The sequence below is a fragment of the Flavobacterium flevense genome (genome assembly GCF_900142775.1).
Lineage (GTDB): Bacteria > Bacteroidota > Bacteroidia > Flavobacteriales > Flavobacteriaceae > Flavobacterium > Flavobacterium flevense.
The window spans coordinates 187,338-209,212 of the sequence record NZ_FRCC01000003.1; the positions used below are offsets into that span (position 1 = coordinate 187,338).

Annotated in this window: 18 protein-coding genes, 1 tRNA gene and 1 pseudogene; 13 read left to right on the plus strand and 7 right to left on the minus strand. The window is 33.8% G+C overall.

The genetic code is table 11. From position 1 onward, the window contains the following. Window positions 1-2 precede the first annotated feature (2 nt). The 3 genes and pseudogenes from BUB89_RS06805 to BUB89_RS06815 form a co-directional block, all read right to left on the minus strand. Window positions 3-83 (minus strand) — tRNA-Tyr (locus BUB89_RS06805). A gap of 187 nt (window positions 84-270) precedes the next feature. Continuing rightward, a pseudogene (locus BUB89_RS06810) lies at window positions 271-657 on the minus strand (TlpA family protein disulfide reductase); the annotation flags it as partial. Window positions 658-675: 18 nt separating this feature from the next. Then, entirely contained in the window at window positions 676-1,449 is a 774-nt protein-coding gene (locus tag BUB89_RS06815; RefSeq protein WP_073243338.1) for a DUF4369 domain-containing protein, read from the minus strand. Between the two features lie 228 nt (window positions 1,450-1,677). Here BUB89_RS06815 and BUB89_RS06820 point away from each other — a divergent pair, with 228 nt between their 5' ends. After that, the gene (locus BUB89_RS06820; protein WP_073243340.1) at window positions 1,678-1,902 is read left to right on the plus strand and encodes a hypothetical protein; all 225 of its coding nucleotides are present in this window, start codon (window positions 1,678-1,680) and stop codon (window positions 1,900-1,902) included. 37 nt (window positions 1,903-1,939) lie between these two features. On the opposite strand, the gene BUB89_RS06825 is transcribed toward BUB89_RS06820, so the two are convergent. Beyond that, complete coding sequence (locus BUB89_RS06825) at window positions 1,940-3,484, minus strand: hypothetical protein (RefSeq protein ID WP_073243343.1); 1,545 nt, start codon at window positions 3,482-3,484, stop codon at window positions 1,940-1,942. Window positions 3,485-3,638: 154 nt separating this feature from the next. Between BUB89_RS06825 and BUB89_RS06830 the strand changes: the two genes are divergently transcribed. From BUB89_RS06830 to BUB89_RS06875, 9 genes are all read left to right on the plus strand, one after another. Further along, complete coding sequence (locus BUB89_RS06830; RefSeq protein WP_073243805.1) at window positions 3,639-4,814, plus strand: 2-isopropylmalate synthase; 1,176 nt, start codon at window positions 3,639-3,641, stop codon at window positions 4,812-4,814. Window positions 4,815-4,874: 60 nt separating this feature from the next. Next, the gene (gene leuB, locus BUB89_RS06835; protein ID WP_073243345.1) at window positions 4,875-5,993 is read left to right on the plus strand and encodes a 3-isopropylmalate dehydrogenase; all 1,119 of its coding nucleotides are present in this window, start codon (window positions 4,875-4,877) and stop codon (window positions 5,991-5,993) included. Between the two features lie 275 nt (window positions 5,994-6,268). Next, on the plus strand, window positions 6,269-7,942 hold the full coding sequence (ilvD, locus tag BUB89_RS06840) for a dihydroxy-acid dehydratase (RefSeq protein WP_073243347.1): 1,674 nt from the start codon (window positions 6,269-6,271) through the stop codon (window positions 7,940-7,942). Between the two features lie 117 nt (window positions 7,943-8,059). Next, on the plus strand, window positions 8,060-9,748 hold the full coding sequence (gene ilvB / locus BUB89_RS06845) for a biosynthetic-type acetolactate synthase large subunit (RefSeq protein ID WP_073243349.1): 1,689 nt from the start codon (window positions 8,060-8,062) through the stop codon (window positions 9,746-9,748). Window positions 9,749-9,752: 4 nt separating this feature from the next. Then, a complete protein-coding gene (gene ilvN, locus BUB89_RS06850; RefSeq protein WP_073243352.1) occupies window positions 9,753-10,283 on the plus strand; it encodes an acetolactate synthase small subunit in 531 nt (176 codons plus the stop codon). 15 nt (window positions 10,284-10,298) lie between these two features. After that, window positions 10,299-11,771, plus strand: a complete 1,473-nt coding sequence (ilvC, locus tag BUB89_RS06855; protein WP_073243354.1) for a ketol-acid reductoisomerase — start codon at window positions 10,299-10,301, stop codon at window positions 11,769-11,771. Between the two features lie 612 nt (window positions 11,772-12,383). Continuing rightward, a complete protein-coding gene (locus BUB89_RS06865) occupies window positions 12,384-13,370 on the plus strand; it encodes a hypothetical protein (protein ID WP_073243358.1) in 987 nt (328 codons plus the stop codon). Window positions 13,371-13,641: 271 nt separating this feature from the next. Next, the gene (locus BUB89_RS06870; RefSeq protein ID WP_073243360.1) at window positions 13,642-14,019 is read left to right on the plus strand and encodes a nuclear transport factor 2 family protein; all 378 of its coding nucleotides are present in this window, start codon (window positions 13,642-13,644) and stop codon (window positions 14,017-14,019) included. Window positions 14,020-14,192: 173 nt separating this feature from the next. Continuing rightward, window positions 14,193-14,567, plus strand: a complete 375-nt coding sequence (locus BUB89_RS06875) for a VOC family protein (protein WP_073243807.1) — start codon at window positions 14,193-14,195, stop codon at window positions 14,565-14,567. A gap of 95 nt (window positions 14,568-14,662) precedes the next feature. Here the strand turns inward: BUB89_RS06875 and BUB89_RS06880 are convergent, their stop codons facing one another. Then, window positions 14,663-15,649, minus strand: a complete 987-nt coding sequence (locus BUB89_RS06880; RefSeq protein WP_073243362.1) for a GlxA family transcriptional regulator — start codon at window positions 15,647-15,649, stop codon at window positions 14,663-14,665. 87 nt (window positions 15,650-15,736) lie between these two features. On the opposite strand from BUB89_RS06880, the gene BUB89_RS06885 reads away from it, so the two are divergent. From BUB89_RS06885 to acs, 3 genes are all read left to right on the plus strand, one after another. Continuing rightward, entirely contained in the window at window positions 15,737-16,204 is a 468-nt protein-coding gene (locus tag BUB89_RS06885) for an SRPBCC family protein (protein ID WP_141384346.1), read from the plus strand. Then, window positions 16,201-16,788, plus strand: a complete 588-nt coding sequence (locus tag BUB89_RS06890; protein WP_234982551.1) for an SRPBCC family protein — start codon at window positions 16,201-16,203, stop codon at window positions 16,786-16,788. Before BUB89_RS06885 ends, BUB89_RS06890 begins: the two co-directional genes overlap by 4 nt. Window positions 16,789-17,167: 379 nt before the next feature. Continuing rightward, window positions 17,168-19,075 (plus strand): acetate--CoA ligase, encoded by a 1,908-nt coding sequence (gene acs / locus BUB89_RS06895; RefSeq protein ID WP_073243366.1) that lies wholly within the window; start codon window positions 17,168-17,170, stop codon window positions 19,073-19,075. Between the two features lie 38 nt (window positions 19,076-19,113). On the opposite strand, the gene BUB89_RS06900 is transcribed toward acs, so the two are convergent. Together BUB89_RS06900 and BUB89_RS06905 are read right to left on the minus strand one after the other, a co-directional pair. Continuing rightward, on the minus strand, window positions 19,114-19,713 hold the full coding sequence (locus BUB89_RS06900) for a 3'-5' exonuclease (RefSeq protein ID WP_073243368.1): 600 nt from the start codon (window positions 19,711-19,713) through the stop codon (window positions 19,114-19,116). Between the two features lie 4 nt (window positions 19,714-19,717). Next, the gene (locus BUB89_RS06905; RefSeq protein ID WP_073243371.1) at window positions 19,718-21,622 is read right to left on the minus strand and encodes a DUF294 nucleotidyltransferase-like domain-containing protein; all 1,905 of its coding nucleotides are present in this window, start codon (window positions 21,620-21,622) and stop codon (window positions 19,718-19,720) included. Between the last annotated feature and the right edge of the window lie 253 nt (window positions 21,623-21,875).

The following is a 21,875-nucleotide window of genomic DNA, read 5'->3' on the forward strand; positions in this document are numbered from 1 at the left end:
TGTGGGGAGAGCAGGATTCGAACCTGCGAAGTTTTCACAGCAGATTTACAGTCTGCCCTCGTTGGCCGCTTGAGTATCTCCCCGAAGCCTTTGAGTACAACAGTTGTTTGTTGTTGTTAGCGGTGCAAATATAGGAACACTTTTCATTTCTGCAAACTAATTTCGGACTAATTTTGCAATATTTTTTAAGGTATTTATAACATGTTGGTCTTGAATAAAATAAAAAATCTCCACTAGGGAGATTTTTTATTTTTATAGTATAAAACAACTTTATTTAGCTAAAAGTTCTATGATTTTTGCTTTCAGTTCAGCACCTCTCAAGTCTCTTGCAACTATTTTTCCGGAAGCATCAAGGATAAAAGTGGCAGGAATAGCGTCAACTTTATATTGAGCGGCAATTGGTTCTTCCCATCCTTTTAGATTAGAAACATGATTCCATGTTAATTTATCTTTTGCAATAGCTTCTTTCCATTTAGCAGCATCTTTGTCTAAAGAAACTCCTATGATGTTTAATCCTTTTGAATGTAGCTCATTGTACATGGCTACAACATTTGGATTTTCCTGTCTGCAAGGACCACACCATGATGCCCAAAAATCAACTATCGTAACTTTTCCTAAACTTTCTTTAAGCGAAATTACTTTTCCTTGTGGGTTTGGTGCAGAAAAATCTGCTCTTCAGTTTGCAGCACCTGGAGCTGGAGCAGCACCCGGAGCACCAGGAACAGAAGAATTTACAGCAGTAAGTCTTTCTTTGATAGCTTTACCTGGCTTAGTGTTTTTTAATTCTTCATCAAATCCGTTGTAGATTTTCTCTGCTTGTTTTACATCAGCAGATGGATCTTGCAACATGCTTTGAATGATTAATGCACTGATAAAAGATTTTGGGTGTGATTCTGAATAAGCGATGTATTTTGCTTTAGAATTAGTACCCACTTCTTCCTGAATTTTTTGATATTCACTCATCAGGCTATTGATTGTAGCAGTATCTTTAGTTTGTTGTGCTTGGTTCATTTTAAGCATATTAGCTGATTGGAAATCTACTAATTTCTTTTGAACCACTTTCATCTCTTCGTTAAATTTCACATACTCATCATTGTTATAAGTACCTGATATTTTAGATTTTTGAATGCTGTCTTTGTTAACTTCGATATTGATTTCTCCTTCTTCTAAAATAAAAGGGATTTTATCATTAACTGATTCTAATTGAAGTACATAGAAAGAAGGTTCAGTAACTTTTCCTTTGATTTCAAATTTTCCATTCTCTACTTTTACAGTATCAATATTGATTAATCCACCACCCATTCCGTTTGGATCCTGTGTTTGAAGAATAACAGTTTTTCCGTTTTCAATTCCTTTTGCAATACCTGTGATAATGTATTCGTCTTTACCAACTTTACTACAAGAAAATAGTACGGCAGAGGCAGAAAGTAATAAAAATAATTTTTTCATTATTAATTAGTTAAATTAGTTAAGTGTGCAAAAGTATTTAAATTTATAAAATGGCAATAATTTTAATCGCTAAATTTTTGTTATAATTATCAATATTAATGCTTATATAGGAATCATTCTGTTCAAGAGTTAAATCATTGTTGAAATAATAATTTGAAAAGCCGGCAAGAGCGTTTGTTTTTCTAGTGAGACTGGATTATTTTTGATAAAAAAAAGGAATACCGTTTTATGAAACGATTAAAAGAGATATTGCTAATTAAAGATGCAACAATCCATAAAAGACAGTATGATAAAGAATGGTTTTTTAAGCTTGATGATGTCGCTTTTTATTTGAAAGAAGATTTGTCAGAAGTAGAGTTTATTTATCTACCCATTATAATCGATGGGGAAGAGGAGTTTGTGAAATGTTGCTCTTTTGAAGATATACTCAGAGGCAGGAAAGAATTAGAATAAAAAAGAGAGAAGTTTTTTAGGCTTCTCTCTCTGTTTTTTATCGGTTGCTTAATTTTGCTTTTTCCTTAATAATGTCACTTATTTTTCGGTTTTCAATTTTGCTTTCCAGCCAGGAAATAATATCCAGATACAGAAAAGCTCTTTTTTCATAAGTGTTTTGTTCTAATTCGATAAAGCGCTCTTTCATTTTGATGAACTCTTTTTTGATGTCGCTTGGATAAATAGAATTCAGGTTTCTTAAAAATCGAATGATTTCTTTTTGTACTTCATGTAAATCATTCATTTTTATTAAAAACTTATAGGTGTTTTTTAATTGCGTTTCTAAATAAAAATCTTTTCCTAATTCATAATGCGCAATCAGGCATAAAATGCGGGCAAAACACATTAAGTCTTCGCGCATACTTAAGTTTTTGTTGTTAATGATTTTTTCTAAATAGAAAATAGATTCATTGTATTTTTCGACACCAAAATAAATACTGGCAATTTTGTAGAAAAACAACATTTCGTGATGCTCATCTAAATGTTCATTATGCAATTTTAGTTTGCTTAAAATTTCAGGAATTAAATATTCGCTTTCCGCAAATGTTCCTTCCATAATATGGTAATTCAATTTATTATTGTAAACATACAAGAAAGCTAACGAGGCAATGTTGTCGTTAATGGGAAAACGGTCATCTTTGATGGTTTCTTCTAGTAATGTTAAGTATTTTTTGAATTTGGTTTGGTACTTTAACATATATAATGATTCCAATAAATAATTGTTTCCTTTTAAGAAAAACACAGGATTCAAGAAAATCATATTCGAATTATCGTAAAAAAGTCTCACCCATTTTGAAGCAAATTTATAGCTGCCTAAAAAATCCTGAACTAAAAAACTACGCCAAAGACTGGCATTGTAAAACCAGTACTTTTCACGGAATCCAAACTTATTCTCGTCTAATTTAGAGATATGTTTGTTAAAATAATCATCAATATAAGTGTACTCTTCATCACTTTTTACATAACCAGTTTTAAGCATGATGCCGTACAATTGCAGTGATAAATTAGATAATTTACTGGAAATGGTATTCTGGTAATTCAGTTCCTTGGCCTGAATGACTAATTCGTCTGCTCTGCCCTGAATACTTCGGGTAATGTATTGTGATTCGATAAGTTTTTCGAATTCTACAATTTCATAAGCCATCAGTTTTTCGTCATTTTCTATGGCTTGCGTTTTAGTTTTGTCTAAAATCTTCAAACTTTGCTTGTACAAACCTTTGTTGTATAATATAGTAGCAAAGTCAATTTGTTCCCTTAGCTGATAACGGATATTCTGACTGGGAATATTTAATCTAATGCTTACTAATATTTGTTTGTACAAATATGATTTCAGATTAGATAATTGTACTTTTTTAATGATGCCACTTTTTAAAATAAGTTTTTCATCATAACTTTCTGATTTGTCTAAAATGTTAAATAGTTCAATGAATTTTGTATTCGAACTGGTCTCTAATCGACTGGCAAAAATCTTAAATTGTCGTTTTTCTGATTTAGACAAGGACTTTATTAGAACGAATAAAAAATCTTTTTGATGGTTAGCCATTGTAAAATAAATAGATTTAACTAGTTGATTTTTAATTATTTAAACCCTCTTTGGTAGGCTTATGAACAGTATATTCAAATAAAATGAATTTTATATCCAAAGTAAAGAATATATTTTTGTTATCAAGATGTGAAATTACATTAAATAAATGAAAATGAATAGAGAGAAAGTCCAAATTTTTGATACCACTTTGCGAGATGGCGAACAAGTCCCAGGATGTAAATTAGATACCAATCAGAAACTCATTATAGCAGAACGATTAGACGGAATGGGAGTTGATATCATTGAAGCTGGATTTCCTGTTTCTAGTCCCGGAGATTTTTTATCTGTTACAGAGATTAGTAAAATTGTGCAAAATGCAACAGTTTGCGGTCTTACCAGAGCAGTTAAAAACGATATCGACGTTGCTGCTGCTGCCTTAAAACATGCAAAAAGACCACGTATTCATACTGGTATCGGAACATCTGATTCTCATATTTTACACAAGTTAAATACTACCAGAGAAGATATTATTGCCAGAGCAAAAGCGGCGGTAGCTCATGCCAAATCTTATGTGGAAGACGTAGAGTTTTACGCAGAAGATGCCGGAAGAACGGATAATGCTTTCTTAGCACAGGTGTGCGAAGAAGTTATAAAATCAGGAGCTACAGTGCTTAATATTCCGGATACTACAGGATATTGCCTGCCGGATGAATATGGTGCAAAAATAAAATACCTTAAAGAAAATGTAAAAGGTATTGATAATGTCACTATTTCATGCCACTGTCATAATGATTTAGGAATGGCAACTGCCAATTCTATTTCGGGAGCTATTAATGGTGCCCGTCAAATAGAATGTACGATTAATGGTATTGGTGAAAGAGCCGGAAATACAGCACTTGAAGAAGTGGTGATGATTTTTAAACAGCATCCGGACCTTAATTTATATACAGATATCAATACGCGACAATTGAATGAAATGAGTCGTTTGGTTTCTGAAAGTATGGGAATGATGGTACAGCCAAATAAAGCGATTGTAGGAGCAAATGCTTTTGCACACAGTTCAGGAATTCATCAGGATGGTGTGATTAAGAACAGAGCAACTTATGAAATTATTGATCCTGTAGATGTAGGCGTCAATGAATCATCAATTGTTCTTACAGCCCGAAGCGGTAGAGCAGCATTAGCTTACCGTGCTAAAAAAGTAGGTTACGAATTGACAAAAACCCAATTAGACGTTGTATATGTTGAGTTTTTGAAATTCGCTGACGTTAAGAAAGAAGTTTTAGACGATGATATTCATTTAATTATTGCAGCTTCAAAAATTGAAGGTGATTTAATTAAACGATAGTTAGGGTTTAGGAGTTTTTAAATGAGTAAATTTGCAGCTTTTTAATTAAAAACAATCCGCATGAACTTAAAAATAGCTGTGTTATCGGGGGATGGAATAGGGCCGGAGGTGATTTTGCAAGCCAAAAAAGCCTTGTATGCAATAGGGGTTGTTTATGAGCATGATTTTATTTTTGAAGATGCCTTTATTGGTGCCATTGCAATAGATAAAACAGGTTCTTCACTTCCTGAGCAAACCTTGAATTTATGCCGGAATACTGATGCTGTTTTACTTGGAGCGATTGGTGATCCTAAATATGGTACCGAGACCGCTTCTGATACAGCTCCTGAAAACGGATTGTTAAAATTAAGAAAAGAGTTAGGACTTTTTGCAAATATCAGACCTCTCAAGCCTTTTAAAGGTTTGCTTGATGTTTCTCCTTTAAAAAGAGAAATAGTAGAAGGAGTAGATTTTGTTATTTACAGAGAACTGACGGCGGGAATTTATTTTGGAGAAAAAAAACTGAATGAATCCGGAACAATTGCTTCTGATTTATGTGAATATTCAGAAGATGAGATTACAAGAATTGCCCATTTGGCTTTTCAGTCTGCTCAAAAGAGGAGAAAAAAACTAACATTAGTAGATATGGCTAATGTTTTAGAATCTTCTCGCTTGTGGAGAAAAGTGGTTAAAAAGATTAGTGAAGGTTATCCGGATGTAGCATTGGATTTTTTATTTGCTGATAATGCCGCTAAACAGATTATATCAAATCCAAAACAATTTGATGTTATTTTGACAGGAAATTTATTTGGAGATATGTTGTCTGATGAAGCCAGTGTGATTACAGGTTCAATTGGGGTGTTAGCATCAGCTTCTTTAGGAGAAAAAAATGCGTTGTTTGAGCCGGTACACGGTTCTTATCCTCATGCAAAAGGACGCAATATTGCCAATCCGTTTGCAGCGATACTTTCGGCAGCAATGTTGTTAGAGCATTTTGGTTTAACCGAAGAGGCTAAAAAAATAAATCAGGGAGTAGAGAAGGCAATCGAATACAATGTTGTAACGATAGATTTGAATCCGGATACAAAATTTGGAACTAATGAAGTAGGAGAATTTATTTCCAACTTTATTTTAAACAAAGATGACTTAATGTATTTTAATAATGATAATGTACATTTAGGTCAGTCAACAATAGTATAATAGAATGTTTTGACAAATAATTTCGTTTAATGATAAGAAATTCGTAAAATTTTATTTTTTATTTTTTTAAATATAAAGGTTTTTATACTTTTGTTGCATCAAAAAAAGAAAATGAAAAATTTAATTGTAATAGTTTCTGTCATTAATGTCATTGTTGTTTCAACAAATGCATAAGGGAAGCTATTAATATAATTGAAAAATAATATTATAGAACTCCCATCAATTGGGAGTTTTTTTTTGGAATTATATTAGATAAAAAAAATAAATAGAAAAACATGGAATTAAATAAATACAGCAAGACAATTACTCAGGACGAAACACAACCCGCTTCACAGGCGATGTTTTACGGAATTGGTCTGACTGAAGAGGATCTTAAAAAAGCGCAGGTAGGAATTGTAAGTATGGGTTATGACGGAAATCCGTGTAATATGCACTTAAATGATCTGGCTCAGGATATTAAGACCGGTGTTTGGAAAGAAGATTTAGTAGGGTTGATTTTTAATACTATCGGTGTTAGTGATGGTATTTCAAATGGGAATGACGGAATGCGTTTTTCTTTAGTTTCCCGTGATGTAATTGCTGATTCTATCGAAACTGTTATGGGTGCACAATGGTACGATGGTATGATTGCTGTTCCGGGCTGTGATAAAAATATGCCGGGAGCTTTAATGGCCATGGGAAGAGTAAATCGTCCTTCTATTATGGTTTACGGTGGATCTATTCACCCTGGAAAATGGAAGGGTCAGGATTTAAATATTGTTTCCGCTTTTGAAGCTTTAGGAAAAAAAATAAGCAATACTATTACACCGGAAGATTTTAAAGGAGTGATTCAAAATGCTTGTCCGGGTGCAGGTGCTTGTGGCGGAATGTACACGGCTAATACCATGTCATCAGCAATTGAAGCATTAGGAATGAGTTTGCCTTACAGTTCATCGAATCCTGCTTTAAGTCCGGAGAAAAAACAAGAATGTGTTGATGCTGGTAAAGCAATCAGAATATTATTGGAAAAAGATATCAAGCCACGAGACATTATGACTCGTAAAGCTTTCGAAAATGCTATTACAATGGTAGCGGTTTTAGGAGGTTCTACTAATGCAGTAATGCACTTAATTGCAATGGCTCATTCAGTAGGAATTGAATTAACATTAAAAGATTTTCAGGATATCAGTGATAAAACACCATTGTTAGCTGACTTGAAACCAAGCGGTAAGTACTTAATGGAAGATTTACACAATGTAGGTGGTGTTCCTGCGGTAATGAAATATTTATTAAAAGAAGGTTTTTTACATGGAGATTGTTTGACGGTTACAGGAAAAACAATTGCTGAAAATTTAGCTTCAATTCCAGATTTACATGATGGACAAGAAGTAATTTTTGAAATCCAAAAAGCATTAAAACCAACAGGGAACATTCAGATTTTATACGGAAATATTGCTTCAGAAGGTTGTGTAGCAAAAATTAGCGGAAAAGAAGGAGAATTTTTTGAAGGTAAAGCAGTAGTTTTTGAAGGTGAAAAAGATGTAATCAGAGGAATCCAGGCCGGTGAAGTGAAACCGGGGAATGTCGTCATTATCCGCTATTGCGGCCCAAAAGGTGGTCCGGGAATGTCTGAAATGCTAAAACCAACTTCTGCTATTATGGGAGCCGGTTTAGGAAGCACAGTCGCTTTAATCACTGACGGACGTTTCTCAGGAGGTTCTCACGGTTTTGTTGTAGGACACGTTACTCCGGAAGCTTACGAAGGTGGCGGAATTGCATTAATCGAAAATGGAGATGTTATTACTATTGATGCGGTGAAAAACACCATCAATATGAAAATCTCTGATGAAGAATTTGCAAAACGTAAAGCCAATTGGAAACAACCGGAATCACCTATCAAACAAGGAGTTTTACTTAAATATATGCGTTCAGTATCCAGTGCATCGGAAGGATGTGTTACTGATAAATAAATTAATAACAATATCAAAAATCAATTGCAATATCAATAAAATATAAATAATCAGTTCTCTATTGAAATTGATTTTTGTCATTGCCATTGCCATTGATTTTTTGAAAAAAAATAAAGTATGAAAATATCAGGAGCAGAAGCAGTTATCAGATGCTTATTAGCCGAAGGAGTAGATTTGGTTTATGGATATCCGGGAGGTGCCATTATGCCGGTTTACGACGAATTATATAAATTTCAGGATCAATTGCACCACGTACTGGTGCGTCACGAACAAGGAGCTGCTCATGCTGCTCAGGGTTTTGCCAGAGCTACAGGAAAAGTAGGGGTTGCAATTGCTACTTCAGGACCGGGAGCTACTAACTTAGTTACAGGTATTGCCGATGCACAAATCGATTCTACTCCTATGGTTTGTATCACAGGACAAGTAGGGAAACATTTATTGGGTTCTGATGCTTTTCAGGAAACCGATATCATCGGGATTTCAACTCCGGTAACCAAATGGAATTACCAAATTACAGAAGCTGATGAGATTCCGGAAATCATGGCAAAGGCATTTTACATTGCCCGTTCAGGACGTCCGGGACCGGTATTAGTTGATATTACTAAAAATGCACAGTTTGATACTTTGGATTTTAGTTATAAAAAATGTACTGATATCAGAAGTTATCATCCAAAACCTGTTTTGAAAATAAACAAGGTTCAGGAAGCTGCCGAAATCATTAACAACGCTAAAAAACCAATGATCATTTTTGGTCAGGGAATTATTTTAAGTCAGGCTGAGGCCGAATTAAAAGCTTTGATTGAGAAATCAGGAATTCCTGCAGCATGGACTATTTTAGGACTTTCTGCTTTACCTACTGAACACGAACTGAATGTAGGAATGGTAGGAATGCATGGAAATTACGGTCCTAATATCTTAACAAATGAATGCGATGTTTTAATTGCATTAGGAATGCGTTTTGATGATCGTGTAACAGGTAATTTAGCGACTTATGCTAAGCAGGCAAAGGTTATTCATTTTGAAATTGACCCCGCTGAAATTGATAAAAACGTTAAAACAGAAGTTGCTGTATTAGCTGATTTGAAAGAAGCTTTAACCGCATTATTGCCTCTTATTGAAAAGAATTCCCACGAAGAATGGCATAATGAATTCAAGAAGAAATACGAAATTGAACTGGATGCAGTTATCAATGAGGAATTAGCGCCAACAAACGGAAAAGGAATTTCAATGGGTGAAACCATCGAAATGATTAACAAACACTCAAAAGGTGATGCGATAATGGTTTCTGACGTAGGACAACACCAAATGTTTACTTGCCGTTATTCGAAATTTAATCAAACCAAGAGTAATGTAACTTCCGGAGGTTTAGGTACGATGGGATTTGCTTTACCGGCAGCCATTGGAGCTAAAATGGGTCGTCCGGATCGCGAAGTAGTTGCTATCATTGGTGATGGTGGTTTCCAGATGAACATTCAGGAATTAGGAACAATTTATCAAACTAAAGTTCCGGTTAAGATTGTAGTTTTAAACAACGAATTTTTAGGAATGGTACGCCAATGGCAGGAATTATTTTTTGACTACAGATATGCTTCTACAGTAATGGTAAATCCTAACTTTTGTGCTATTGCCGAAGGTTATTACATCAAAGCCAGAAAAGTAACTAAGAGAGAAGAACTGGATGAAGCGATTGCTGAAATGATGGCTTCTAAAGACTCTTATTTCCTGGAAGTTATGGTGGAGAAAGAAAATAATGTATTCCCAATGATTCCAACAGGAGCTTCGGTTTCTGACATCCGATTAAGTTAATATTATGGAAGAAAATAAAACATTCACGATTTCTGTTTATTCAGAAAATAATGTAGGCTTGCTAAACAGAATATCTGGTATATTCCTGAAACGCCACATTAATATATTGAGTTTAAATGTATCCGAATCGGAAATTGAAAACGTTTCCCGATTTGTAATCGTAGTAGATACTACTGAGAAATGGGTACAGAATATTGTAGGTCAGATTGAAAAACAAATTGAAGTCATTAAAGCTTTCTATCACGTTGATGAAGAGACTATCTTCTTAGAAAGTGCTTTATTCAAAATAGCTTCTAATTTGTTATTTGACGAAAGACAAATTCAAAACATCATCAAAGAAAGTCATTCGGAAATTGTAACGGTATCAAGAGACTTTTTTGTAATCTCAAAATCAGGACGACGTTCTGAAATTGAAGAATTACATGCAAAATTAAAACCTTTCGGAATCATGCAGTTTGTACGTTCAGGAAGAATATCAGTTTCCAAAGAAAAAATGGAAGTGACAAGTTTATTATTAGAGGAATTAAAATCATAAATTAAATATTAAAAAATGGCAAATTATTTCAATTCATTACCACTTAGATTACAATTAGAACAATTAGGCGTTTGCGAATTCATGGATCAATCAGAATTTGCTAATGGAATCGAAGCTTTAAAAGGTAAAAAAGTAGTTATTGTAGGTTGTGGAGCTCAAGGTTTAAACCAAGGTTTGAACATGAGAGATTCAGGTTTAGATATTTCTTACGCTTTGCGTGCTGAAGCAATTGCTCAAAAAAGAGCTTCATTCATGAACGCTGCTGATAATGGTTTCAATGTGGGAACTTATGAAGAATTAATTCCAACGGCTGATTTAGTATGTAACCTTACACCAGATAAACAACATACTGCTGTAGTTACTGCTATTATGCCATTAATGAAACAAGGAGCTACTTTAGCTTATTCTCATGGTTTTAATATTGTAGAAGAAGGAATGCAAATTCGTAAAGACTTAACTGTTATTATGTGTGCTCCTAAATGTCCAGGATCTGAAGTACGTGAAGAGTACAAAAGAGGATTTGGTGTACCAACACTTATCGCTGTTCACCCTGAGAACGATCCAAACGGATTAGGTTTAGACCAAGCTAAAGCGTATGCTGTAGCAACAGGAGGAAATAGAGCAGGAGTATTGCGTTCTTCTTTCGTAGCAGAAGTAAAATCTGATTTAATGGGAGAGCAAACTATCCTTTGCGGATTGTTACAAACAGGTTCTATCTTATGTTTTGACAAAATGGTAGCTGAAGGTGTTGATGCTGGATATGCTTCTAAATTAATTCAATACGGATGGGAAACTATCACTGAAGGATTGAAACATGGTGGTATCACTAACATGATGGATCGTTTATCTAATCCTGCTAAAATTGCTGCTTTCAACGCTGCTGAAGAATTAAAAGACATCATGCGTCCATTGTTCCAAAAACACATGGATGATATTATCTCAGGTCATTTCTCTAAAACAATGATGGAAGACTGGGCTAATGATGATAAAAACTTATTGGCTTGGAGAGCTGCTACAGGAGAAACTAATTTCGAAAAAACACCAGCTGGTGATGTTGAAATTTCTGAGCAAGAATACTATGATAATGGTACATTAATGGTAGCTATGGTTAAAGCTGGAGTAGAATTAGCTTTTGAAGCTATGACTGATTCAGGAATCATCGAAGAGTCTGCTTACTATGAGTCATTACACGAAACACCACTTATTGCTAACACAATTGCAAGAAAGAAATTGTTCGAAATGAACCGTGTAATTTCTGACACTGCTGAGTACGGATGTTACTTATTTGACCACGCTTGTAAGCCATTAATCGCTGAGTACGTTAAAAATGCACCATCAAACTTAATTGGGCGTCCATTTAATGACGGAAACAACGGTGTAGATAATAAAGAATTAATTGAAGTAAATGATATCATCCGTAACCACCCAGTTGAAGAAGTGGGAGCATGGTTGAGAGAATCAATGACTGCAATGAAAAAAATTGTATAATTACAATTATTGTTAATTCCAAAAAGGCGGAGTATTTAATTACTTCGCCTTTTTTTGTGCCTAATATTCAGGAGCAGCACTTTTTCGTTATTCAATAACGAATGCTCCCGCTTTCCGTTACAATCTTTTCTTTTTTAAAGAAAAAAAGAAAAGGATTTTCACTTCAAATGAAATTCACTGAACTCCAATGAAAATAAATGTTAGGTGAAGTAATCGGGGCTAGGAATGGTGAATGGTTATTTCACAAAGATTCACAAAGAAAAAACACAAAGATTCACAAAAATTTAAATCAATTTTGCCTCTATCTTGTCATTCCGACGAAGGAGGAATCTCATCAAGTAACTCCACAAAGAATGTGTAAAGCATGTTGTTACCATCAGGGTAGAGAAAAAGGAGTTATTCTTATAATTCACCACCCAATATTGTCATTGCGAGGAACGAAACAATCACATTAGCAATAAATATTTATTTATTTATAAGATAAATTTTATATATTTGAAGTTAAATAGGATGCTAATTAATGCCGACAATCTACCCATTTTGAGTATATAGTCGCTATTCCGTAGTTATTATACAGAAGTTATGTATAATTCATAAAAATCTTTATCTACAATGAAACATTTTACCGAACCAAATGGTAAATTTATTATCGAATTACCTAATGATTGGCAATACAAAAATAAAATTGTAAGTGATGAAGAAATTTCACCATTTAGTTTCGAAAAATATGGTAAATCTATCGGTTGCTTTCAAATAAGTTGTTATTCTTCAATAGAAAAAGAGTTTTCGAAAATAGATGCTCAGAAAGTTGACAACGGCAACCTAAATTTCATCACAGCTAGAATGGATGGCGGAGGATTCAATATGCATCTATGGTATGCTGTCGTTGACGATCATCTTTTCATGATTAAATATATTTATGATACTGCAAAAGCAAATTCAAAAATCATCAAAAATGAATTACTCAAAGCTGAAAAGGCATTAAAAACGCTTGAACTGCTTGGAGAAACAAATCGCAAAAAAGCTTTAGTTCTCGATAAATATGAAAAATTTATGTCTTCTTTGGCAGCTTCATTTGATATAAAAAATCAAGCGTTTAAAAAACGTTCATTCATTGAGTTTATTATTATCGTTGCCAGTCAAATAGATGCTTACCTTCGGCTTTGTATTGTAATGAAAAAACAATTAAACGAGAAAACTGACGAAATAGACATCAAGTATTTATCTCAATCTGAAACAGATAAACCGGTAATGGAAAAGCAAATCTATAAACTCTCTAAGGAATTGGAAATAATAGATGATAACACTTACAGCAAATTATTTGAATTATATGAATTACGAAATAAGATGGTGCATCGCTACATAATTTCGGAAATAACAACAAAGGAAATTCATCTACTTGCCTTTGACTACGAAGAAATTTGCGAGGTTGTCCGAATTAATCTTAAAAACGTTGAAGAAACACAAGCAAAAGAAAAAATTGGTATTTATAAAAGAGGATGTCCTGTCAATGAAGATCTACCAAAGGAATTTATTAATTTCCTTTATTCTCAAGTCAATGATAAACATTCTTTAAAGAACCTTTACCGTAAAATTTGAATTCCGTTTCTGATCCTCATTTGCAACGAGGGTCAACTTAATTTTAAAATCAAAATATAACGTTTGCAACCTGGCATATAAAATGAGTTACTTGATGAGATTCCTCCTTCGTCGGAATGACAAGTTTGCGGAGAGATAAATAACCCAAATCTGATGCTCATCTGCAACAAGCACCTAATTAATTAAAAGCTAGATATTAGTTATTTGCAACGCAATTAATTACCAGAACGGTATTAAAGAATTTATTAGAAAATTTATAAAACAGCAACTTATGAATTCAATACTAGTTGACGAACAAAAAATCCGTGAAGTCGAAAATCAATTGCTCGAAGCAATGAAGAAAAGCGATATAAAAATGCTGGATCAATTGCTTCATGATGATTTATTGTTTGTTCTTCCCAGTGGTGAAGTAATTACTAAGGAAATAGATTTGGAAACTCATAAATCCGGAAACCTTGTTTTTGAAGAAATCACGTCATCCATAGATTCGATAAAACAAATTGGTGAAAATGTTGTGGTTACTTTGTCTTTAAAGATTGCGGGGAAAATGCTGGAGCAACACTTTGAAGGTCATTTTCGCTATTTGCGAGTTTGGAAAATGTTTGACAATCAGTTAAAAGTCATTGCCGGAAGCGGGGTTGCGATATAAAACAAGCTAAAATTGAGTAGCTATTTAGAGTAAATGATAAATTCTAGTGTTACATTTTTACCGCAAATTCGCAAATTTAGAGACTTAGAAAATGAAATAATTTGCGAATTTGCGGTAAATTTTTATAATTGAGTATTCAAAACTTTAAATCAACATACAAAATCATTCAGACGATGGATATAAAATTTGAAGCAGGGATTAATATTGCGATAAAAATTCCAAAAAGCAAGTATGATAAAACAGTAGCTTTTTACAGAGACATTTTAAAATTAAAAGTAGAAGAAAAATCAATTACGAATCCCACAGTTTCCAGAACTCATGAAGTAAAATTTGGAAACAATATAATTTGGCTAGACTGTGTGGACAACTACACCCATTCAGAAACCTGGTTACAGCTAACGGTTCCAAATGTTGCTGAGGCACAGGAATATTTGTTGTCAAATGGGGTGGAAACCTGTGACGAAATTGAGGAAATCCCTGAAAACATGCATTGGATACAAGATCCTGCAGGAACAGTATTTAATTTACAAACAACAGAAAAGAAGTAAATAAAAAAGAAGGATTGAAGGGGAATGGGTGAGTGTTCTATACAAAGAAATGTCACCCCCGCCTTTCTGGGTACTGCTCCAGAGCAGGAGAAATATCAATTTCCTGAATTGTATTTTTCTTTATAATCGATGGGTGATGCACCCGTAATCCGACTAAAGACTTCCCGAAAAGCTTTTGTGTCATTATAACCAACTTCATACATTACTTCATTGACCGATTTTCGAGAATTTTCAAATGCTTTTTTGGCCGCTTCCATTTTTAGTCTTTGCAAATAATCCAAAGGACGTAAAGCTGTTGCTTTTATAAATCTACGGTCAAAATTTCTTCGGCTCACCCCGAATTTAAAAGCCAGATCTTCAAAGGAAATTTTATCCTGATAATTATTTTCCATATAATGCTGAGCTTCAAGAATAATGGTATCGTTATGATTTTTATGCCCACTAAAAATTAAAAATTCCGATTGTTTATTTCTATCTAAATCTACTTGAAAATATTTAGCACAATAAATAGCTGTTTGTCGGTCATAAAATTTTTCAACTAAGTACATCAACAAATGTAAAAAGGAATAGGCGCCACCATTGGTATAAATTCCATTTTTATCGGTTATCAATTTATCGGTTTGTAAATCAACGTCGGGGAAAAGCGCTTTAAATTCCTGAGCATTTGCCCAATGAGCAGAACAAGTCATTCCTGAAAGCAAACCCGTTGAAGCCAGCATAAAACTTCCCGCACACATACTGGCAACTTCTGTACCTTCTTTATATTTATCTTTAACCCAATCGATTAATAATTTGTTGTTTGCTGTAGCAGTATCATAAGTACGAATTAAAGTTGCAGGAATAATGATAAGGTCACTCGCTGAACATTCTGTAATGCTAAGATTGGATTTTATGGATAAAAATCCATTGGTGAGTAATTTTTCATTGGTGGCACTTACCAGATTTATGCTGAAAACAGGCATCTTTCCCAGCTTTTCGTAATACGCATTAGCTGCCATAAAAACCTGATAACTCCCAATGATACAGGCAATGGTACTCATAGTAGTTTGGTCATCCGGAATTAAAATGCTCAAATGTTTCATTGTGAATTATTTGGCTTAAAGATACTAAATATAAATGTCCATATCAACCCTTCATAATGTCTAAACAACACCCTTTAAAAGTAAAAAATGGAAATTATCTTTGTAGAAACTAAATACATAAAAAAAATGAATAATTATACATACACTTTCGAAACGTCCCGATCAGCAAAGGAAATTTTTGAACTCTTGTTAACTATTAAAAAATGGTGGTCTGGCATTCATAATGAAACCATCACAGGAAACAGTCTGCAACTAAATGATGAATTTTCATTCTCCGCAGGTGGTGGAATGCATTTTTCTAAACAAAAATTAGTTGAATTAATTCCTGATACAAAAATTGTCTGGCTGGTAACGGAAAGCAATCTTTCTTTTTTAGACAATCCAACAGAATGGGAAAATACAAAACTCGTTTTTAATATTTTTGAAAAGGGAGGAAAAACACATGTACAATTTTCACATGTAGGATTGAACCAGCAGATTGAATGTTATGAAGGATGCTCGACCGCCTGGACACAATACCTTCATAACTTAAAAAATAAATTAAATAGTATATGAAAACGGTACTAACCATTGGTTTAATAATCACTTTGTTTTCATGCCATACAATTGACAGAACAACAAATCAAAATTCAAAAACAAAATTTATGGAAAATAAAAATTATACATCCGACATTCTGGTTGATGCAGATATTACAACTACTTTTAACGCCATTAAAAACTTTAGAGCCTGGTGGTCAGAAGAAATTGAGGGTCATACCGACAAACTGGGTGAAACGTTTTTCTATCATTTTAAAGATGTTCATTTGTGCAAACTGAAATTAATCGAAGAAGTTTCAAACAAGAAATTAGTTTATCTGGTTATCGATAACGATTTTAACTTCATAAAAGACAAAAAAGAATGGGTTAATACCAAACTGATTTTTGATATTTCTAAAATTGGAGAGCAAACAAAAGTAAGCTTTACACACGAAGGTTTAACACCGCAAAACGAATGTTATGAAGTGTGTAATGATGCCTGGAGAGGCTATATACAAGGTAGTTTAAAAGATTTAATAAACACCGGAATAGGAAAACCAAATGCTAAAGAAGGGGGACTCAATGCCGAATTGGTTGAGAAATGGGGACTTCCTAACAAATAACTACCATCAATATTTTGTAAAAATTACAACTATGCGACACTCCAGCATTAAGAATTAAGGGGGCTTCAATAGTAATTAGAGCCCATTTAATTGAATTTAGATAATAATTCGTTCGAAAAAATCTTACGCCCCCCACAAAAACTGACTGTCTCCGTAAACCACATACTTTTCATTGTTGTTAATTAAAAATAAGCAAAGTAGCCGAAAAGTTTGCTTTTTGATATTTTAAAAATAATCAGTTTTAAAGGGTTTTTTAAGTAATTTGCATTTTTATTAAGATTCCATTTCGTTATTTTGATTAAATTGCGGTGATTTATGATTTATTTTGTTATAAAAATAGAGGGAGATTTAATATATTTATAAAAAATATAAACAAAGGATGAGTTACTATAAAGTTGATAATTTAGAGCAATATTTTAAACATTACAATAAGTCAATTCGTGAACCCAGAAAATTTTGGGGAAAAATAGCCGAAGAAAATTTTACCTGGTACCAGCCATGGGACAAAGTAGTAGAGTTTGACATGACCGAAGCGGATGTGCAATGGTTTGCCGGTGCTAAATTAAATGTTACCAAAAACTGTATTGACAGACACCTAAACAAAAGAGGGGAGAAAACCGCTATTATTTTTGAACCCAACAATCCTGACGAAGAAGCATTACATATCACTTATAATGAATTGCACCAGCGAGTGTGCAAAATGGCAAATGTTTTGCGTGAGCAAGGCGTTAAAAAAGGAGATCGTGTGTGTATTTATTTACCGATGATTCCGGAACTGGCAGTAGCTATTTTAGCCTGTGCCAGAATAGGAGCGATCCATTCGGTAGTTTTTGCAGGTTTTTCATCTAAAGCATTAGCAACCCGAATCATTGATAGTGAAAGTAAAATGGTAATTACTTCTGACGGAGGTTTCCGTGGATCTAAGACCATCGAATTAAAAGAGATTGTTGATGAAGCATTACAAAAATGTCCTTCTGTAAGCACTGTTTTAGTGGTAAAAAGAACTAATACAGCAGTGAATATGAAAGAAGGTAGAGACATTTGGTTACAGCCTTTATTAGACGAAGCTTCAGATAATAGTGTTGCTGAAATCATGGATGCCGAAGATCCTTTATTTATTCTTTACACTTCCGGATCTACCGGAAATCCTAAGGGAATGGTGCATACAACTGCGGGTTATATGGTTTTTACAGCCTATACTTTTAAAAATGTTTTTAGTTATGAAGAAAATGACGTGCACTGGTGTACAGCTGATATTGGCTGGATAACAGGTCATTCTTATATCTTATACGGACCTTTATTAAATGGAGCTACCACTGTAATCTTTGAAGGAGTTCCGTCTTATCCTGATCACAGCCGCTTTTGGCAGGTGATTGAAAAACATAAAGTGAGCCAGTTTTATACCGCGCCAACGGCTATCAGAGCTTTAGCAAAAGAAAAATTAGAATACGTTCAAAAATACCAATTAAATAGTCTAAAAGTAATAGGATCCGTAGGAGAACCTATTAACGAAGAAGCCTGGCACTGGTTTAACGATCATGTAGGAAATAAAAAGTGTCCGGTTGTTGATACCTGGTGGCAAACGGAGACAGGAGGAATTATGATTTCGCCATTGGCTTTTATTACACCAACAAAACCAACGTATGCTACCTTTCCATTACCGGGGATTCAGGCGGTTTTAATGGACGATAAACGCAATGAAATTGAAGGTAATCAGGTAGTGGGGAGTTTGTGTATCAAATTTCCATGGCCGGGAATGGCAAGAACAATCTGGAATGACCATCAACGTTATAAAGACACTTATTTCTCCCAATATCCTGGAAAATATTTTACCGGTGACGGTGCCTTGCGTGATGAAGTAGGTTATTACCGAATTACGGGTCGCGTAGATGATGTTATCATTGTTTCAGGCCATAATTTAGGTACTGCTCCAATTGAAGATGCCATCAATGAACATCCGGCAGTTGCTGAAAGTGCCGTTGTAGGTTTCCCTCACGATGTAAAAGGAAATGCTTTGTACGGCTATGTGATACTAAAAGAAACAGGAGAAATAAGAAATAAAGAAAATTTATTTATCGAAATCAATCAGCATATCACTGATCACGTAGGTCCGATTGCTAAATTAGATAAAATTCAATTTGTTTCCGGATTGCCTAAAACCCGTTCCGGAAAGATTATGCGTAGAATCCTCAGAAAAATTGCAGAAGGTAATTTTACTGATTATGGAGATACCAGTACCTTATTGAATCCAGAAATTATTGAAGAGATTCAAAACGAAAAGAAATAAAACTAAAAAGCTGCTTCACAATACGAAGCAGCTTTTTTTTATTTTAATCCTAATTTAAATTTTAATTTTAAAAACAGTAAAGCTATGTTGTATGCTTTTTCGGTGACGGAATCATTTGTCGTGTTTTGGATGTGATAGCTTTCTGTTAATTCCTGAAGCGAAAATTCTTTTTCTTCCGGCAGATCGTTCAGTTTTCTATGCATGATATCAATGTCCAATGCTTCATTACGCAATTTTCCGCAATCCATTCGCTCTAAGGTAGCATTCAGCATTTCTACATCTTTTTCAACCTCATGTCCTACAATAATACTGTTACCCAGGTATTCTACAAAAGCTTTTAATGCTTCCGGTTCGGATAGTTTTAATAACTTACTTTCAATAATATATTCATTCGAAAGATGGTTGTCATGCAAAAAACGGTATTGCAGCAAAATTGTTTCAAAACTGTCTTTAATCAAAATAGCATTATCAACTACAGCAAAAGCGCTGATGTAGGTAATAACATCTTTTTCTAAAGAATCCCCTGTAGATTCAGTGGATAGTATAACATACCGATTGGATTTTTTAGAAAATTTAGCCAAATATTCTTTCCAGAATTCGGGATGTTCTTTATTTATATTTTTTAACCAGTCTAGCATAAACTTATGAGAATTGAGTAAGTTGAAACTTGTCTTTAATTAATTCTTCTAATTCCTTCATGGGCATCAGTGCATTCTTCAGTTTTTCTCTATCAATTTTTGATAGTTCCTCTAAGTTAATATATTGTCCTGAATCTTCATTTTTTAAACCTTCTAAAGTTCTTATTTTAGTTAAAAATAAATAAGCTTCCGCACAATTCAGGTAAATTTCCGAATGCTTTGGATCAGCTATCGCTAATTGTTTGAATCGGGTATAGGTGTTGTTAATTCCTTTGATTTCGTAACTTAAAGCAAAAAGTCGGGCACTGTCAACCAGTGGCATGATAGCTCTGGTTTTAATATCGAATTTATCTTTATGAATACCTTCTTCTTCAACAATAAATTTCTTAAAAAAACTTAAAGGCGAATTTTTTCTTAAAGCATCATTGCCTAGAAAATCAAAAAAGAGGGTATTGTTATAAGCATTCTCAAACACAATTTTATTGATTGCGGTTTCTATTTTTTGCTCACCAATAACCAATTCATAATCAAAGAAAATACTGCTCAGATTCTCCGTATTGTCTCTTGTAGTATTCATCCAGTTGTTGTACTGCTTAATCCAGTCGCTCAGCGACTTACACCACATCATATTGCTTCCCATGTGTCCATGGGGACATAATTTATAACCGATTTTTTCTAATATAGAAGTGGTCTTTTTGCCCAGATTTAAAAAATAGTCTTTAACTTCAATATACTTATCCTGAGCCACATCTTCAAATACCAGAATACTGTCCTGATCGGTTAGTAAAAGCTGTTCTTTTCGTCCCTGACTGCCTATACTTAACCAGGCAAAACGGGCAGGAGGTGAGCCTAACTCTAAAATCGATAATTCAACAGCACGTTTTAAGATCGCAAAATTAATTTCGCTGGCAATATTGGTAATATGAGTTAACGGAATATTTTTCTGAATAGAAGACTGAATTAAATTCGTCAGTCTCGATCTGATTTCTTTGAGTTCATTAGCAGATAGCGAACGCTTAATTTCTTTAATTAAAACTCCCGGATTACTGGCCTGAGCTGCAATTAAATCGTGTTCAGAAATCACTCCTTTTATAGGTGATTTATCAGTACCATCAATGGTTACACACAAATGGGTTACATTATTTTTTAGCATCAATAACTGAGCTTCGGCCAAAGAAACATTTTCTAAAACCGTGACTACGGGTGATGACATAATATTACTTACCTGCGTATGAACAGGATAACGTCCTGTGGCAATTTTTGAGGCTAAATCAGCATGAGTTACAATCCCAATTGGGCCGTTTCTTTCAAAAATGATGACATTATTCTTTAAGGATTCCGCCATTAATTGCGCTACTTCCTGAGCTGTATTGTCAGAAGTGGCTAAAAGAGGAGTGGTATTATAGGCTAAAGTTTGAAAAAACTGAGCTTCAGACTGTTTTTCAGAATAAAATCCATCAGAAACGATATTTCCTTGTGTAGAACGATCTTCGGGTAAATTGCTGGCAAAATTTTCTAAAAGGAAGTTTAAAACTTCCGAATTATTAGCTAATAAAGGCTTAAAAACTGCAATAGGAATGGCATATACCAAACTTTCTTCTCTGGCTTTAGCGGTTACTTTATAATTGTTTTTAGCAAAAAAAGGACGTAAACCAAAAATGGTTCCTTCATGACATTTATTAGTAATGCTTTCTTCGGCATCAGCAATAACTGAAATATTTACAACTCCCGAAGCTACAACATAAAAACTATCATGCAACGGATCATTGAATTTAAATAAAGTCTGTTTTTTTTCTAAACTTACAACACGAATATTGCTGGCTATTTCAGCTAACTCACCAGATGTAAGCTGATTAAAAGGGGCATATTTTTTTAAAAATTCTGCTATTTGTTCTGCAATTATATTCATTAGGTTGCTTATAAAATATACTACAAAACTACTAAATAAATGAGTTAAAAAGAATTTGATTATTAGCTAAAAAAAAAGTTTTTTTGATACAAACAATATAGGAAGGTATTTATAAAGATTCACCATAAATCAAATTTTCTATTTTACATAATATAAATTATAGTTCAAAAATAATCAATGTAATTTTTCACTTCATTTAATGATTTTGGCTTACATTCACAGTAATTAGTCATTCTGAGTAATTTCATTTTAC